Annotated in this window: 16 protein-coding genes; 11 read left to right on the top strand and 5 right to left on the bottom strand. The window is 73.2% G+C overall.

From position 1 onward, the window contains the following. Nucleotides 1–4 precede the first annotated feature (4 nt). From ACIGZJ_RS33795 to ACIGZJ_RS33775, 5 genes are read left to right on the top strand one after another with little or no spacing between them, the layout of a single operon-like run. On the top strand, nt 5–316 hold the full coding sequence (locus ACIGZJ_RS33795) for an urease subunit beta (protein WP_396460898.1): 312 nt from the start codon (nt 5–7) through the stop codon (nt 314–316). Then, nucleotides 309–2045, top strand: coding sequence for an urease subunit alpha (locus ACIGZJ_RS33790; RefSeq protein ID WP_396460870.1), 1737 nt, complete (start codon nt 309–311; stop codon nt 2043–2045). The genes ACIGZJ_RS33795 and ACIGZJ_RS33790 overlap by 8 nt, the downstream gene beginning before the upstream one ends. Nucleotides 2046–2058: 13 nt before the next feature. After that, nucleotides 2059–2727, top strand: a complete 669-nt coding sequence (locus tag ACIGZJ_RS33785; protein WP_396460869.1) for an urease accessory protein UreF — start codon at nt 2059–2061, stop codon at nt 2725–2727. After that, on the top strand, nt 2717–3397 hold the full coding sequence (ureG, locus tag ACIGZJ_RS33780) for an urease accessory protein UreG (RefSeq protein WP_396460868.1): 681 nt from the start codon (nt 2717–2719) through the stop codon (nt 3395–3397). The genes ACIGZJ_RS33785 and ureG overlap by 11 nt, the downstream gene beginning before the upstream one ends. Beyond that, the gene (locus ACIGZJ_RS33775) at nt 3394–4143 is read left to right on the top strand and encodes an urease accessory protein UreD (protein ID WP_396460867.1); all 750 of its coding nucleotides are present in this window, start codon (nt 3394–3396) and stop codon (nt 4141–4143) included. The genes ureG and ACIGZJ_RS33775 overlap by 4 nt, the downstream gene beginning before the upstream one ends. A 20-nt stretch (nt 4144–4163) precedes the next feature. On the opposite strand, the gene ACIGZJ_RS33770 is transcribed toward ACIGZJ_RS33775, so the two are convergent. Continuing rightward, entirely contained in the window at nt 4164–5243 is a 1080-nt protein-coding gene (locus tag ACIGZJ_RS33770) for a CopD family protein (RefSeq protein ID WP_396460866.1), read from the bottom strand. Nucleotides 5244–5433: 190 nt separating this feature from the next. Then, complete coding sequence (locus tag ACIGZJ_RS33765) at nt 5434–5931, bottom strand: MarR family winged helix-turn-helix transcriptional regulator (RefSeq protein ID WP_396460865.1); 498 nt, start codon at nt 5929–5931, stop codon at nt 5434–5436. Nucleotides 5932–6273: 342 nt separating this feature from the next. On the opposite strand from ACIGZJ_RS33765, the gene ACIGZJ_RS33760 reads away from it, so the two are divergent. Then, nucleotides 6274–6999 carry a phosphatase PAP2 family protein gene (locus ACIGZJ_RS33760; protein WP_396460864.1) on the top strand — a complete coding sequence of 242 codons (726 nt, stop codon included), beginning with the start codon at nt 6274–6276 and terminating at the stop codon, nt 6997–6999. Nucleotides 7000–7018: 19 nt separating this feature from the next. Here ACIGZJ_RS33760 and ACIGZJ_RS33755 read toward each other — a convergent pair whose 3' ends face one another. Together ACIGZJ_RS33755 and ACIGZJ_RS33750 are read right to left on the bottom strand one after the other, a co-directional pair. Continuing rightward, entirely contained in the window at nt 7019–7972 is a 954-nt protein-coding gene (locus ACIGZJ_RS33755) for a M48 family metalloprotease (protein ID WP_396460863.1), read from the bottom strand. After that, nucleotides 7969–8349: a BlaI/MecI/CopY family transcriptional regulator gene (locus ACIGZJ_RS33750; protein WP_396460862.1), complete on the bottom strand. Its 381-nt coding sequence runs from the start codon at nt 8347–8349 to the stop codon at nt 7969–7971. Before ACIGZJ_RS33750 ends, ACIGZJ_RS33755 begins: the two co-directional genes overlap by 4 nt. Nucleotides 8350–8527: 178 nt before the next feature. Between ACIGZJ_RS33750 and efeO the strand changes: the two genes are divergently transcribed. From efeO to ACIGZJ_RS33725, 5 genes are all read left to right on the top strand, one after another. Beyond that, nucleotides 8528–9670 carry an iron uptake system protein EfeO gene (gene efeO, locus ACIGZJ_RS33745; protein ID WP_396460861.1) on the top strand — a complete coding sequence of 381 codons (1143 nt, stop codon included), beginning with the start codon at nt 8528–8530 and terminating at the stop codon, nt 9668–9670. A gap of 93 nt (nt 9671–9763) precedes the next feature. Then, nucleotides 9764–11077: an iron uptake transporter deferrochelatase/peroxidase subunit gene (gene efeB / locus ACIGZJ_RS33740; protein WP_396460860.1), complete on the top strand. Its 1314-nt coding sequence runs from the start codon at nt 9764–9766 to the stop codon at nt 11075–11077. Between the two features lie 61 nt (nt 11078–11138). Then, nucleotides 11139–11996: an iron uptake transporter permease EfeU gene (gene efeU / locus ACIGZJ_RS33735; protein WP_396460859.1), complete on the top strand. Its 858-nt coding sequence runs from the start codon at nt 11139–11141 to the stop codon at nt 11994–11996. Between the two features lie 105 nt (nt 11997–12101). Then, nucleotides 12102–12332 carry a MerR family transcriptional regulator gene (locus tag ACIGZJ_RS33730; protein ID WP_396460858.1) on the top strand — a complete coding sequence of 77 codons (231 nt, stop codon included), beginning with the start codon at nt 12102–12104 and terminating at the stop codon, nt 12330–12332. 38 nt (nt 12333–12370) lie between these two features. Continuing rightward, on the top strand, nt 12371–13693 hold the full coding sequence (locus ACIGZJ_RS33725) for a DUF2254 domain-containing protein (RefSeq protein WP_396460857.1): 1323 nt from the start codon (nt 12371–12373) through the stop codon (nt 13691–13693). A gap of 8 nt (nt 13694–13701) precedes the next feature. On the opposite strand, the gene ACIGZJ_RS33720 is transcribed toward ACIGZJ_RS33725, so the two are convergent. Further along, the gene (locus tag ACIGZJ_RS33720; RefSeq protein WP_396460856.1) at nt 13702–14676 is read right to left on the bottom strand and encodes a serine/threonine dehydratase; all 975 of its coding nucleotides are present in this window, start codon (nt 14674–14676) and stop codon (nt 13702–13704) included. Nucleotides 14677–14734 lie beyond the last annotated feature (58 nt).

Raw genomic sequence — 14734 nt, 5'->3', positions numbered from 1 at the left:
AGGCCTGATCCCCGGTCAGATCCTGTACGGCGAGGGCGACATCCGGCTCAACGCCGGTCTTCCGGTCACCCGTCTGGTCGTCGTCAACGCCGCCGACCGGCCCGTCCAGATCGGCTCGCACTACCACTTCGCCGAGGCCAACCCGGGCCTGGACTTCGACCGCGCGGCCGCCCGCGGCCTGCGCCTCAACGTCCCCGCCGGTACCGCGGTCCGCTTCGAACCGGGCATCCCCGCGGAGGTCGAACTCGTCCCGATCGGAGGCCGCCGCGAGGTCGCGGGCCTGCGCGGGGAGACCGGCGGGCCGCTCGATGGCTGACCGGCCCGCCCTGATCCTGACCCGCGAGCGCTACGCCGCCCTGTACGGACCGACCGCCGGCGACCGGATCCGGCTCGGTGACACCAACCTGCTGATCGAGATCGAGGAGGACCGCAGCCGCGGCGGCGACGAGGCCGTCTTCGGCGGCGGCAAGGTGATCCGCGAGTCGATGGGCCAGGCGCGCACCAGCCGCGCCGAGGGCGCCGCCGACACCGTGATCACCGGCGCCGTGGTGCTCGACCACTGGGGCGTGGTCAAGGCGGACATCGGCATCCGGGACGGCCGGATCACCGCCCTCGGCAAGGCCGGCAACCCCGAGACCATGGACGGCGTCCACCCCGCACTGGTGATCGGCCCGGAGACCGAGGTGATCTCCGGCAACGGCCGGATCGTCACCGCCGGAGCCGTCGACGCCCACGTCCACCTGATCTGCCCGCAACTGGTCGACGAGGCGCTCTCCTCCGGGGTCACCACCCTGGTCGGCGGCGGTACCGGCCCCGCCGAGGGAACCAAGGCCACCACCATCACCCCGGGGGCCTGGCACCTGAGCCGGATCTTCGCCGCGATGGACGACCTACCGGTCAACATCGGCCTGCTCGGCAAGGGCAACACCGTCAACCAGGTGGCGATGCACGACCAGCTGCGGGCCGGCGCCCTCGGCTTCAAGATCCACGAGGACTGGGGCGCCACCCCGGCCGCGATCGACGCCTGCCTGCGGGTCTGCGACCGGACGGGCGCCCAACTCGCCATCCACACCGACACCCTGAACGAGGCCGGGTTCGTCGGCGACACCCTGGCCGCGATCGCCGGCCGGGGCATCCACGCCTACCACACCGAGGGCGCCGGCGGCGGACACGCCCCCGACATCATCACCGTGGTGAGCGAGTCCAACGTGCTGCCCAGCTCCACCAACCCGACCAGGCCGCACACCGTCAACACCGTCGACGAACACCTCGACATGCTGATGGTCTGCCACCACCTCAGCCCGCACGTGCCGGAGGACCTCGCGTTCGCCGAATCCCGGATCCGGCCCGCCACCATCGCCGCCGAGGACGTCCTGCACGACCTCGGCGCGATCTCCATCATCAGCTCCGACTCCCAGGCGATGGGCCGGATCGGCGAGGTGGTGCTGCGCACCTGGCAGACCGCCCACGTGATGAAGGCCCGGCGCGGTGCGCTGCCCGGCGACGGCCGCGCCGACAACCACCGGGCCCGGCGCTACGTCGCCAAGTACACCATCAACCCGGCCGTCGCCCAGGGCCTCGACGGCGAGATCGGCTCGGTCGAACCCGGCAAGCTCGCCGACCTGGTCCTCTGGACGCCCGCCTTCTTCGGCGCCAAGCCGGACCTGGTGATCAAGGGCGGCCAGATCGCCCGGGCCCAGACGGGCGACGCCAACGCCTCCATCCCCACGCCCCAACCCGTCCTGCCCCGACCGATGTTCGGTGCCATCGGACGCTCGGCGGCCGGCAACTCGGTCAACTTCACGGCACCGGCCGCGATCGAGGACGGCCTGCCCGGTCGGCTCGCCGAACAGCTCGGCGTGGCCAAGGAGTTCACCGCGATCCGGAACACCCGCGGGGTCACCAAGGACCACATGGTCAACAACGACGCCCGGCCGGACGTCCGGGTCGATCCCGACACCTTCACCGTCACCGTCGACGGCGAGGTCGTCACCCCCCAGCCCGCCACCGAACTACCGCTCGCCCAGCGGTACTTCCTCTTCTGACCGGCGCGCCGCGATGGCCTCCACCGCTGCGCTCCTGCTGCTCGCCGACGGACGCTTCCCAGCCGGCGGCCACGCCCACTCGGGCGGCGCCGAGGCGGCCGTCAAAGCCGGCCGGGTGCACGACACCGCCACCATGACGGCCTTCCTCACCGGACGGCTGCACACCACCGGCCTCACCACGGCCGCGCTCGCCGCCGCGGCCGCCACCGGGCAGGACACCCTCCTGCTCGACGCGGCCGCGGACGCCCGCACCCCCTCGCCCGCCCTGCGCCACACCAGTCGGCGCCTCGGCCGCCAGCTGCTGCGCGCGGCCCGCGCCGCCTGGCCGCACCACCGCCTCGACCGGCTCGCCGAGCGGTTCCCGCGCGGCGCGCACCAGCCGGTGGCCCTGGGCAGCGCCGCCCTCGCCGCCGGACTCACCCCCGAACAGACCGCGTCCATCGCCGCCTACGAGAGCGTCAACGGCCCCGCCACCGCCTGCGTCCGACTGCTCGGCCTCGACCCGTACGAGGTCGCCGCCGCGCTCGCCCGCCTCGCGCCGCAGCTCGACGCCGTGGCCGCGGCCGCCGTGGCGGCGGCCCTGCTCGGCGACCCGGACGCGCTGCCCGCCGCCTCCGCCCCGCTGCTCGACGTCTACGCCGAACAGCACAGCTCCTGGAAGGTCCGCCTCTTTGCATCGTGACCACGTCGACCACGTCGACGCACCGATCCGGCACACCTACTCCGCCGACGGCGCCCGCCGCGCCCTGCGGATCGGCCTCGGCGGCCCGGTCGGGTCCGGCAAGACCGCCACCGTCGCCGCACTCTGCCGACTGCTGCGCGAGGAGCTCTCGCTGGCCGTCGTCACCAACGACATCTACACCACCGAGGACGCCGAGTTCCTGCTCCGCAACGCCGTCCTGCCGCCCGAGCGGATCACCGCCGTCGAGACCGGCTGCTGCCCGCACACCGCCATCCGCGACGACATCTCCGCCAACCTGGAGGCCGTCGAGGACCTGGAGGAGGCGGTCGGGCCGCTCGACCTCGTCCTGGTGGAGTCCGGTGGCGACAACCTCACCGCCACCTTCAGCCGGGGTCTGGTCGACCACCAGATCTTCGTCATCGACGTCTCCGGCGGCGACAAGATCCCGCGCAAGGGCGGCCCCGGTGTGTCCACCTCCGACCTGCTGGTGATCAACAAGACCGACCTGGCCCCCCTGGTCGGCGCCGACCTGGAGGTGATGGCGCGCGACGCCGCCGCCCAGCGCGGCGCGCTGCCGACCGTCTTCTGCTCGCTCACCTCCGCCGAGGGCGTGCAGCCCGTCGCCGCCTGGCTCCGGGACCGGCTCGCCGACTGGCGCGGGGCGCGGTGACGGCGGCCACAGCCGCCCCGGCCCGGATCGTGGCCGAGCCCGACGGGCGGGGCGGCACCGCCCTGCCCGTCCTGGCCGGCGCCGGACCCCTCGCCCCGCGCCGCACCATGGGCGCCGCGCCGGGCGCCCATGTCGTGCTCGTCGGCTCGATGGCCGCGCCGCTCGGCGGGGACCGGCTCGCACTGGCCGTCGAGGTGGCACCCGGCGCGGCCCTCACGGTGACCGGCGCGGCTGCCACCCTCAGCCTCCCCGGGCGGCCTGGCGCCGGGCCCGCCCGCTACGACGTCGAACTGACGGTGGGGGAGGGCGGCCGGCTCGACTGGCGGCCCGAACCGGTGATCGCCGCCGCCGGCAGCCACCTCCTCCTGCACACCCGGATCACCCTCGCCCCCGGCGCCCGGCTGTACTACCGCGAGGAGCAGGTGCTCGGCCGCCACCACGACTGGGCGCGGAAGGCTCCGCCCGGGCGGATCACCTCCCGGCTGACCGTCCGCCGGGCCGGCCGGACGCTGCTCGACCAGCAGACCGACCTGGGCTCCGGCGCCCCGGGCTGGGACGGCCCCGCCGTCCTCGGCGGCCACCGCGCCACCGGGCAGCTGCTGACCGTCGGCTGCCCACCGCCCGGGGCGCCCGACGCCGGCGACGCCGTCCTGCTCGCACTGCCCGGCCCGGACGCCGCGCTGCTCACCGCGGCCGCCCCCGATGCGCTGGCGCTGCGCAGGCTCCTGGGGCTGTTCGGGCCTTAGGCCCCCGGCCCGAGTCGCCGTCAGGCGGTGGCGGCGGTCCCGCGCCGGGCGAGGGCGTCGGAGACCCGCGCGGTGATCAGGAACGAGGCCGCGAGGGTGAGGACGAGCGCGGCGCCCGCGGCGAAGACGCTGCCGCTCGAAACGGCCGGCGGGCTGCCGGCCTCGGTGCGGGCGGACCCGGCCAGGAAGGGCATGACGCCCAGGACGGCGACGCCGAGGGCGACCTCGGCCCAGACGACCTTCGGGAAGTGCCGGAGCGTGAGGTGCAGCAGGGAGCCGGCGGAGTCGGCCTGCCGGGCCCGGACGATCCGCGGCATCAGCCAGAGCTGGTTGAAGCCGCCCGCCACGATCATGGCGAGGACCAGGAGGATCTTGATCAGCAGGGCGAAGCCGTAGCCGGTGGTCCAGAGCTGGCCGAGGCCGCCGACGTGCTTCCAGCTGAGCCACAGGCCGGAGACGAGGACCGCGCCGACGCACACCAGGGCGACCAGGCTGAAACGGCGCCAGAGGTCGGCCCACAGCACCCCGGCGCCGGCGCCGAGCGCGCGGCGGGCGCCGGCGAGCGCCACCAGCAGGGCGAGGCCGCCGATCCACACCACGCCGCTGACGATGTGCAGCTGGTCGAAGACGGGATTGAGGGCGGCGTCCGTGTCCTTCGGCTTGACCGCCGGTATCCCGGCGATCAGCGTCACCAGCAGCGACAGCGGAAGGGCGGTCAGCGCGAGGGCGTCCAGGTGCCGTCGGGCCTGCGGGAGGAACAGCGCGAGCAGGGCGGCGGAGGCCAGCACCAGGACGGCGTTCTGCACCAGGAAGAGCGTGCCCTGGGCCACCCAGGCGCCCTTGCCCGCCGGTGCCCGCAGGTAGTCCCAGATGCTTCCCGGCGCGAGGGCGTCGCCGAAGGCCATGCCCTTGCCGGCCCTGGCCACCCGGGCGGCCAGCTGGAAGTACCCGGCGACCAGCAGGACGAGCCCGGACCAGGCCAGGTAGGACGCCGTTCTTCGGCGCAGCACCGGGATGTCGGCGGCCTCTGCGGCCTGCGAGCGCAGGGCGGGGCGGATCACCGAGGCGTACGTGACCGTGGCGCCGATGGCCCCGGACAATCCGACAAAATAGCCTGATTTGGTGAGGATTCGATAGATCGGAGGCATGGCGTAGCCGGCCGAAGCGGCCAGGTGGGCGGAATTCATGGAGGGTAGGCTAACCTAAATTTAGGGGCGCCTGTCTGCAGTGGTGTCGTCAGATGGCCTCCCCGGCCGGCGGCGCGGGCCCGCCGGTGCGCGCGACGGTGCGTCAGTTCTGCGGCCCGGGGGCCGGATCCGTCGCGGTGCGGCCGCTCGGCGCGGTACGGTTCGCGGCGTCGCAAACCCGGCGCAGCAGGGCGTTCAGCTGGATGCGCTCGCCCTTGGTGAGCGGGCGCAGCAGGTCGTCCTGGGCCGCGGCGGCGTCGGCGTGCATCCGCTCGAGCGCCTCCCGCCCGGCGGAGTTCACCATCACCACTTCATGGCGGCGGTCGAGGTGGACGTGGAAGGACTCGACGAACCGGTGGGCCAGGAGGTCCGCCACGATCGGCAGCGTCTGCGCGAGGGGGAGACCTATTCGCGCGGCCAGGTCGGCCTTCCCGTGCGGCCCGTGCTCGGCGAGCGTCGCGAGGACGTCCAGGTGCGGGCGGCTCATGCCCCGCTCGGCGAGGCGCTCGGCCAGTCGGAGCTCGGCGGCCCGGCCTGCCAGGGGCAGGAGGTGAATGGCCTGGTGCAGCGGGCTCGAGGATCCCTTCCGGCCGTCGTACATCTGCGCTCCATCCGCACGGCCGCCCTGGGGCGCGCCTCGCCGGGGTACGGCCGGACCGCTGTGCCGTCTGCTCCGCCGCCATGGTCGCGGTGCCCGTGACCCGTTGGTCGGGATGGCTGCACCTGGGGGCAGCCGAACAGCACCGTCTACGGAAGTGTAGACGAATCGGGCCGCGCCGGGATGCCGGAGCGGGAAGGCCTGCACCGGGCTCGGGAGGGGCGCGCCGCGGCCGCCGTTGTGGCAGTCGTCGAGGCCGCCGTCGGCGGCTTAGGCGCCGGAATGTCTACAGTAATGTAGACGAAAATGGATGTGGAGGCATCCCCCGACGAGAGGTGCCGACCCATGCCGCGTCCCCCGGGGCGGTCGGCCGCGGCCGCCGGGATCCCCCTGCTGCTCTTCGGCCTGCTCACCGCTCTGCTCGCCGTCCACGGCTGGGGCCCGTACCCGGTGGAGTCGGCCCTGCACTCCTGGGCGGTCGCCCACCGCCCCGCGTGGGCGGTGCACATCGCCGACGCGGTCACGGACCTGGGTACCGGACTCCCGCCCTACCTCGCAGCCGTCGCGGCGGGCGTCCTGCTCGCCCGGCGGGCGGCGCGCCCGGAGGGCCGGGCCGCCTGGGTCGCGTGGATCGCCCGGGCCTTGGCACCCCTGGCGGTGCTGGCCCTGGGGCAGTTGGTCCGGCACGGGCTCATGAGTGCCTTCGGCCGCCCGCGGCCGCCGATGGCGGACTGGGTGGCCGCCTCGCCCAGCGGCTACGCCTACCCGTCCGGCCACAGCTTCACCGCCGCCGTCGCCGCCGGAGTGCTGGCCTGGGCGATCCTCCGCGGCGCCCGGCGGCCCTGGACGGTGCCGGTCGCGGGGGTGCTCGGCCTGGCCGCGGTCGCGGTCGGCCTGACCCGCGTCTACCTCGGCGTGCACTGGCCCTTCGACGTGGTCGGTGGCTGGCTCCTCGCCGCGTTCTGGCTGGGCCTGACCCTGCCGATGGCAGCGCTGATCGGCCGGCCCCCGTCCGTCGGGCGTACGGGTGGGGCGCCGGTGGAGCCGGACTCCGGAGGTCCGCGCCGATGAACGCGGTCTCAGGCGCGGCCTACGGCCGGACGATCTCCCGGACGTGCTCGATGTACTCGTGCAGGCCGTAGGCGGAGCCGACGCTCAGGGTGAGCGAGAGGGCGACGACGCCGAACAGTGCGATGGCCGCCGTCCGCAGGGCCCGTCCGCGCGGGGGTGCGGGCGGGGGATCGAGCAGGGCGCTGACCCGGCGCGGCACCGGGCCGGTCCCCATGGCGGGGAGCAGGCTGGGGCGCCGCCCGGAGGAGGCCGAGGCCAGGGCCGCGCGGGCGACCGCCGCGGCCGCCACCCTCCGGTTCCCCGCCGCGGCGGCCGCGTCCTCGTCCGCCCACCGCTCCAACTGGAACGAGGTCGCGGACGCCAGACCGCGGACGGCCGGGTGCGCGGCCGAGGAGAGCTGGACCGTCCGCGCGAGCAGGTGGTGGCGCCCGGCGAGGTGGGACCGCTCGTGGGCGAGCAGTACGTCGCGCCCATGGGTGTCCAGGGTGCGCAGCATGGCCGCGGTCACCACGATCCGGCCCGTCCGCCCGCCGTGGCCGGGAAGTGCGAAGGCGTCCGCGGACTCCCCCGGGACCACCACGAGTTCACCGCCGTCCGGGTGCCCGTCGACGGTCAGCCAGGTCCGGGCGAGAAGCTGTCGCTGCCGGTGCCACAGGCGTGCCATCAGGGCCGCGACGACCAGCAGGGCGGCTGCGCCGACCCCGGCGGCCGAGAGGGCGGCGGAGGACTCCCCGTCGGCCCAGGAGCGCGCCAGGCTGCCGTCGGAGGCGAGCAGTTGGAGGTCGAGCAGGCCGCCGGCGACGAGCCCGCCCAGCGCCCACACCGTGCTGCCGGCCAGGGCCACGGCCGAGCCGACGAGGGTGAGGGCGGCGGCCTTCGGCGGGAGGAGGCCGGCCAGGCGGCGGGCCGCGGGGACGGCCGCCCACGGCCAGACGAGGGCCAGGAGCACCAGGACGACGACGAGGAGGTTCACTCGCCACCCTCCTCGGCGGTGTGCAGCAGGCGGCGCAGCACGTCCTCGTCGTCCGGGGAGAGCGCGGAGACGAAGCGCTCCAGGACGAGCGCCCGGTGCGGGTCGTTGTGCAGCTCGCGGTGCATCCGGCTGGCGGTCAGACCGGGGGCGTCGTGCACGGGGGAGTAGACGAACCCGCGGCCGTCGCGTTCGCGCCTCAGCGTCCCCTTCTCGTGCAGGCGGGTGAGGATGGTCGTCACGGTGGTCCTGGCCAGCCGGTTGCCGAGGGCATCCCTGACCTGGCCGGCCGTGAGTGGCCCCGACGCCGCCCAGAGGGCGGCGAGCACATCGGCCACGAGCTCGCCGTGCGGCCGCCTGGGGTCGCTCCCGTCCGACATGTACGCCGCTCCCGTCCTCGATGGTCCTCGCGCCAGCGCCCGCGGCCGTCCGTGACGGCGACTACGGCGATGTAGACGACCAGGTCCTCTTTCATTAAGGTACGCCTAAGCTAACTGTACGGGGCTGTCCGCCCGGGCGGTTGGCCGATCCTGTCTTCCCCCTGCTTGGAGCCCCCACATGTCGTCCCGTCGTTCCACCGCCGCCACGCTGCTCGTCCTTGCCGTGGCGAGTGCCGCGTTGGTCGGCTGCTCGCAGAAGAAGGACGACAAGGGGTCGTCGGACGCGGTGAAGGTGACGGCGTCTGACACGGCGTGTGAGGTGTCGAGGACGACGTTCCCGGCGGGGCACGTGGCGATCGAGATCGCGAACAAGGGGTCGAAGACGACCGAGGTGTATGTCTACGCGGCCGGTGACAAGATCGTCACGGAGCGGGAGAACATCGGTCCGGGGACGAAGGCGACGCTGAGCGCGGAGATCAAGGCCGGGTCGTACGAGGTGGCGTGCAAGCCGGGCATGGTGGGTGACGGTATCCGTCAGAAGATCACCGTGACCGGTGACGGCGGTTCGGCGGCCCCGGCGGACCCGCGGCTGACGGCTGCGGTGGACGCGTACCGGAAGTACGCGCAGGAGCAGGCGGATGCGACGGTGCCGGCGGTGGAGGCGTTCGCGGCGGCGATCCGGGGCGGGGATCTGGAGAAGGCGAAGTCGCTGTACGCGCCGTCGCGGACCGGGTGGGAGCGCACCGAGCCGGTGGCGGAGAGCTTCGGTGATGTGGACCCGAAGACGGACACGCGTGAGGACGGTCTGGAGCCGGGTCAGGAGTGGACGGGCTGGCACCGGCTGGAGAAGTCGCTGTTCGCCGACGCGAGGATCGGCGACGACGACAAGAAGCTCGCCGACCAGCTGGTGGCGGACCTGAAGGACTGGCAGAAGCGGATCCCGGAGGCGGAGATCACCGCGACGAGCATGGCCAACGGTGCGAAGGAGCTGTTGGACGAGGTCGCGACGGGGAAGATCACCGGTGAGGAGGACCGCTACAGCCACACCGACCTGGCGGACTTCGTCGCCAACGTCGAGGGTGCGCAGAAGGCGTACGAGCTGTTGAAGCCGGTGGCGTCGGAGCGGGATGCGGAGCTGGCGAAGACGCTGGATGCGGAGTTCGCGGCGATCCGGGTGCTGCTGGCCAAGTACAAGCAGGCGGATGGTTCCTACACCTCGTACGACAAGGTGACGGAGGCGGAGCGCAAGGCGTTCTCGGACGCGGTGAACTCGCTGGGCGAGCCGCTGTCGAAGCTGGCCGCCGCGGTGGTCGTCAAGTAGGGCGCGGTACCGCCCCTCGTCAGTAGTACGCCGTGGCGGCCTTTGTGGCCGCCACGGCTTCCGTGAGTCAGTACAGGGAAGGGCCTGTCCGCGATGGATGCCGGGAACGAGCAGCAGCAGGGGGCGCCGGTCGGCGCCGATGGCACCGAGGTCGCCAGCGCGTCTGGTGGGGTGAGTCGTCGTGCGGTGATGGGTTGGGCGGGGGCGGGGGTTGCGTTGGGGGCGGCCGCGGTGGGGTCGGTGGCGGCGGCGACGCGTCAGGACGGTCCGGCGCCTGTTCCGGCTCCGGGGGCGGGGTCGGAGGTGGCGTTCTACGGGGAGCACCAGGCGGGTATTGCGACGCCGGTGCAGGACCGTTTGCATTTTGCGGCGTTCGATGTGGCGGCGGGTGCGTCGCGTGAGTCGCTGGTGCGGGTGTTGAAGGAGTGGACGCGGGCGGCGGCGGCGATGACGGCGGGGCGGGAGGTGGGGTCGGGGGCGGCCAGTGGTCTTCCCGAGGCGCCGCCGGATGACACGGGGGAGGCGTTGGGGCTGCCGGCGTCGCGGTTGACGTTGACGGTGGGGTTCGGGCCGTCGTTGTTCGTGAAGGACGGGGTGGACCGGTTCGGGTTGGCGTCGCGGCGTCCGGAGGCGTTGGTGGACCTGCCGCGGTTCAAGGGGGACAGCCTGGATCCGCAGCGCAGTGGCGGGGATCTGTGTGTGCAGGCGTGTGCGGATGATCCGCAGGTGGCGGTGCACGCGATTCGCAATCTGGCGCGGATCGGGATGGGGACGGTGAACATCCGGTGGTCGCAGCTGGGGTTCGGGAAGACGTCGTCGACGACGCCGGATGCGCAGACGCCGCGGAACATGATGGGGTTCAAGGACGGGACGCACAACATCGCGGGTTCGGATGCGGCGGGGCTGGCGGAGCATGTGTGGGCGGGTCCGGGGGAGGGTCCGGAGTGGATGACGGGGGGGTCGTACCTGGTGGCGCGGCGGATCCGGATGCACATCGAGACGTGGGACCGGACGCCGTTGAAGGAGCAGGAGGAGATCTTCGGGCGGACGAAGGGGGAGGGTGCGCCGCTGGGTCGGGTGCGGGAGCACGATGCGCCGGATCTGGGGGCGATGCCCGAGGATGCGCATGTGCGGTTGGCGCATCCGGATTCCAACGGGGGGTTGATGATCCTGCGCCGGGGGTTCTCGTTCACGGACGGGACGGACGGGTTGGGGCGTTTGGATGCGGGGTTGTTCTTTCTGGCGTATCAGCGTGATACGCGGAAGGCGTTCGTGCCGTTGCAGCAGCGGTTGGCGGCGTCGGATGCGTTGAACGAGTACATCCAGCATGTGGGGTCGGCGCATTTCGCGTGTCCGGGGGGTGTCCGCAAGCCGGGTGAGTGGTGGGGTCAGGCGCTGTTCGGCTGACCCGGCTCCGTCCCGCTGCTGTGCTTGTTTCGTTGTGTGTGATTTCCCCGAGGAGGGCGCCGTGTTCGGCAACTACCTGATCGGCCTGCGTGAGGGCCTTGAGGCGAGTCTGGTCGTCTGCATTCTGATCGCGTATCTGGTGAAGACGGGTCGCAGGGACCGGTTGGTGCCGGTGTGGGCGGGTGTGGTGTCGGCGGTGGTGCTGAGCATGGTGTTCGGTGCGGTGCTGCAGTACGGGTCGGCGCAGTTGACGTTCGAGGCGCAGGAGGCGCTGGGCGGGTCGCTGTCGGTGGTGGCGGTGGGCCTGGTGACGTGGATGGTGTTCTGGATGCGGCGCACGGCGCGGTATCTGAAGGCGGAGCTGCACGGCCGGTTGGACGCGGCGCTGGCGATGGGGACGGTGGCGCTGGTGGTGACGTCGTTCCTGGCGGTGGGCCGGGAGGGGCTGGAGACGGCGCTGTTCATCTGGTCGGCGGTGCAGGCCACCGGCGACGGGTACAGCCCGGTGGTGGGTGCGGCGATGGGGCTGCTGACGTCGGGGGTGCTGGGCTGGCTGTTCTACCGGGGTGCGGTGCGCATCGATCTGGGGCGGTTCTTCACCTGGACGGGGGCGATGCTGGTGGTGGTCGCGGCGGGGGTGCTGGCCTACGGGGTGCACGACCTGCAGGAGGCGGGCTGGATCGGGGGCCTGCACGACGTGGCGTTCGACGTCAGTGCGACCGTCCCGAAGGACAGCTGGTACGGGACGCTGTTGAAGGGCGTGTTCAACTTCCAGCCCGATCCGACGGTGCTGCAGCTGGTGGTCTGGGCGCTGTATCTGGTGCCGACGCTGGCGGTCTTCCTCGGGCTCTTCGGCGGCGGCCGCACCACCACCCCCGCCAAGGCCACCGCACCGACCGAGGCGGCCTCGCAGGGCTAGGACCTGGCAACCCCGCTCGGTCCGGCAGGGCCGGCGGGGGGCGCAGTAGCGTGGATCCCTCACGTTGACGTGAAGGTCAACCGGACGCGTTGCGGGGTGGATCACATGAAGATCGGGGAGCTCTCCCGGCTGACCGGGGTCAGCGTGCGGGCGCTGCGCTACTACGAGGAGGAGGGGCCGATCCGGCCCACGCGCGGCGGCAACGGCTACCGCGACTACTGCGAGGGCGCGGACGAGGTGGTCCGCCAGATCCGCGGGCTGATCGAATGCGGGCTGCCCACCCGGATCGTCCGCGACATCCTGCCGTACCCGAAGGCCGGGGGAGCCGCGCGCTGATCCGACCTGATCCATAAGAGAGGCCCTAGCCTGGGGCGATGACCGACCGCAAGTCCGCGCCGCCCCGAGCGGTCCGCTATCGTCCGCTCTCCCCGCTGCGCGAGCACCTGCGGGAGTCGTTCTGGTTCGCGCCGCTGGTCACCTGTATCGGGGCGGTGCTGCTGGCCGGGTTCACCGCCTGGCTGGACGAGGCCAGTGTCGCCGCGAGCGTCGCCGAGACCGGTTCGGCGGACGAGCTGATGCGGTTCACCGGCGCGGCCAAGAGCGTGGTGTCGACCGTCACTTCGGCGATGCTGACCTTCATCGCCGTGGTCTTCTCGATCTCGCTGGTGGCCGTGCAGATGGCCGCCAGCCAGTTCTCGCCGCGGGTGCTGAGGCTCTATGTGCGCAGTCGGCTGACCAAGGCGACCTTCTCGGTCTGCCTGGCCACCTTCCTGTTCGGGCTGCTCGTCCAGCTCAGCTACGACGACTCCACCGACCCGGCGAAGGTCACCTCCGTCCCGGTCTTCTCCGGTCTGGTCGCGGTGCTGCTGGTGCTGCTCAGCCTGGGGCTGTTCGTGCTGTACGTGCAGGCCACCCTGCGGCTGCTGCGCGTGCCGCACGTGATCGACCGGGTCGCCAACGAGTCGGTGGCCGTCATCGTCCAGTACCGCGCGATGCCACCCGAGTCGCAGCCGCCGGTGGTGCCCGAGGGGGCGCTCACGCTGTTGCACGAGGGCCGCTCGGGCGTCCTGCGGGACGTCAACATCCGTCGGTTGGTGCGGATCGCCCGCAAGCACGACGCGGTGCTGTACCTCGTCCCCCGGATCGGCGACTTCATCACGCCCGGCACCCCGATCGTGCGGGTGGCGGGCGCGGCCCGGCCGCCGCGGCCGCGCCGGATCGCCTGGGCGCTCAACGTCGGTGTCGACCGCACCATGCACCAGGACCTCAGTTTCGGATTCCGGCAGCTGGTCGACATCGCGATCCGGGCGCTCTCGCCCGCCGTCAACGACCCGACCACGGCCGTCCAGGCGATCGACCGGATCCACCAACTGCTCGGCATGCTCGTCCACGAGAGCTTCGGAGACCTCCGGTTCCGGGACCGGGCGGGCGCGGTCCGGCTGGTCGAGCCGGTGCCGGACTGGAGCAGCATGGTCGATCTGGCCTTCACCGAGATCCGGCTCTGCGGGGCCGGCCACCCCCAGGTGACCCGCCGGCTGGCCGCCGCCCTGGACGACCTGCTGCGGATCACCCCGGACGGGCGCCGCCCCGAACTCCTGGAGCAGCGCCGTCTGTTGGACCGGGCGGTGGCCGAGCAGCTGGCGGATCCGGAGGTCCGCACCTTCGCGCTCGTGCCGGACCGCCAAGGGATTGGGTAGGGCGGAGCCTACGGCGCCGCCACCAGGTCGGACGGGTCGGTGTTGGCGCCGCAGAGCAGGACGGCGATGCGCTCCCCGTCCAGGGCGTCCGCCGTCTCGGCCGCCGCCTCTGCCGCCTCTGCCGCCTCCGCCGCCTCGACCGCGGCGAGGGCGGTGGCGGCCGCGTGCTCGACGGCGATCCGGCGCTCGTCCCAAAGCCCCTGCCGGGCCCGGATGATGGCCTCGTCCGAGACCAACACCGAACGCACACCCGGATCCTGGGCGGCGTGCACGGCAAGTGCCGTGGCCCGGCGGGCTCCCAGCGCGTCGGCCGCGACCGAGTCCACCGTGACGTCCACCGGCCGGCCCTCCGCCAGTGCCGCGTTGAGCGCCCGGCTGTGCACGGGCTCCACCGCGACCACCCGGACGCCGTGCTCGCGGGCCGCGGCGGCCACCCCCGCGAACAGTCCGCCGCCGCCGACCGACACCACCACCGTGTCCAGGCCGGGCAGTTGGGCGCGGATCTCCTCCAGCACGGTGCCCGCACCGGCGGCGATCAGCGGATTGTCGTAGGCGTGCGAGGCCAGCGCGCCGCTCTGCGCCGCGAACTCCTCACAGGCGGCCAGTGCCTCGGCGTACTGCGTACCGGCCAGCCGCACGTCGGTGCCGTAGGAGCGCAGCCGGGCCACCTTCACCTGCGGCGCCGTCTGCGGGAGGAACACCGTTGCCCGGACGCCCAGTTCACGCGCCGCCCAGGCGCAGGCCAGTCCGGCGTTCCCGCCCGAGGCGATGGTCACCCCGGCCTCCGGGAGCGTGCCCGCCTCGGCGTGCGCCAGCAGGAAGTTCTGCGCCCCGCGCGCCTTGAAGCTCCCCGTGTGCTGCAGGAACTCCAGGGCCAGCCAGACCCGTCCGGTGTCGTCCCCGGGTGCCACCGCGACGGGCCGTACCCGCCCGGCGATCCGCTCCCGGGCCGCCTTGACCTCGGCATACGTCAGCTGGTCCATGCTGCTGCTCTCCTCCGCTCGCGGCGGAGACCGGGCTCCACCATGTGACAGCACGACG

Origin of the sequence: Kitasatospora sp. NPDC052868, assembly GCF_044547105.1 — a bacterium.
GTDB lineage: Bacteria > Actinomycetota > Actinomycetes > Streptomycetales > Streptomycetaceae > Kitasatospora.
Note: the sequence above shows the minus strand (reverse complement) of the source record. Positions and strands in the feature narration are given on the sequence as shown.

Excerpts from the sequence above, each read along its gene's own strand:
- ACIGZJ_RS33790 (WP_396460870.1), top strand. The coding sequence starts at position 309 with ATGGCTGACCGGCCCGCCCTGATCCTGACCCGCGAGCGCTACGCCGCC.
- ACIGZJ_RS33785 (WP_396460869.1), top strand. The coding sequence starts at position 2,059 with ATGGCCTCCACCGCTGCGCTCCTGCTGCTCGCCGACGGACGCTTCCCA.
- ACIGZJ_RS33765 (WP_396460865.1), bottom strand. The coding sequence starts at position 5,931 with ATGTACGACGGCCGGAAGGGATCCTCGAGCCCGCTGCACCAGGCCATT.
- ACIGZJ_RS33760 (WP_396460864.1), top strand. The coding sequence starts at position 6,274 with ATGCCGCGTCCCCCGGGGCGGTCGGCCGCGGCCGCCGGGATCCCCCTG.
- ACIGZJ_RS33750 (WP_396460862.1), bottom strand. The coding sequence starts at position 8,349 with ATGTCGGACGGGAGCGACCCCAGGCGGCCGCACGGCGAGCTCGTGGCC.
- efeO (WP_396460861.1), top strand. The coding sequence starts at position 8,528 with ATGTCGTCCCGTCGTTCCACCGCCGCCACGCTGCTCGTCCTTGCCGTG.
- efeB (WP_396460860.1), top strand. The coding sequence starts at position 9,764 with ATGGATGCCGGGAACGAGCAGCAGCAGGGGGCGCCGGTCGGCGCCGAT.
- ACIGZJ_RS33730 (WP_396460858.1), top strand. The coding sequence starts at position 12,102 with ATGAAGATCGGGGAGCTCTCCCGGCTGACCGGGGTCAGCGTGCGGGCG.
- ACIGZJ_RS33725 (WP_396460857.1), top strand. The coding sequence starts at position 12,371 with ATGACCGACCGCAAGTCCGCGCCGCCCCGAGCGGTCCGCTATCGTCCG.
- ACIGZJ_RS33720 (WP_396460856.1), bottom strand. The coding sequence starts at position 14,676 with ATGGACCAGCTGACGTATGCCGAGGTCAAGGCGGCCCGGGAGCGGATC.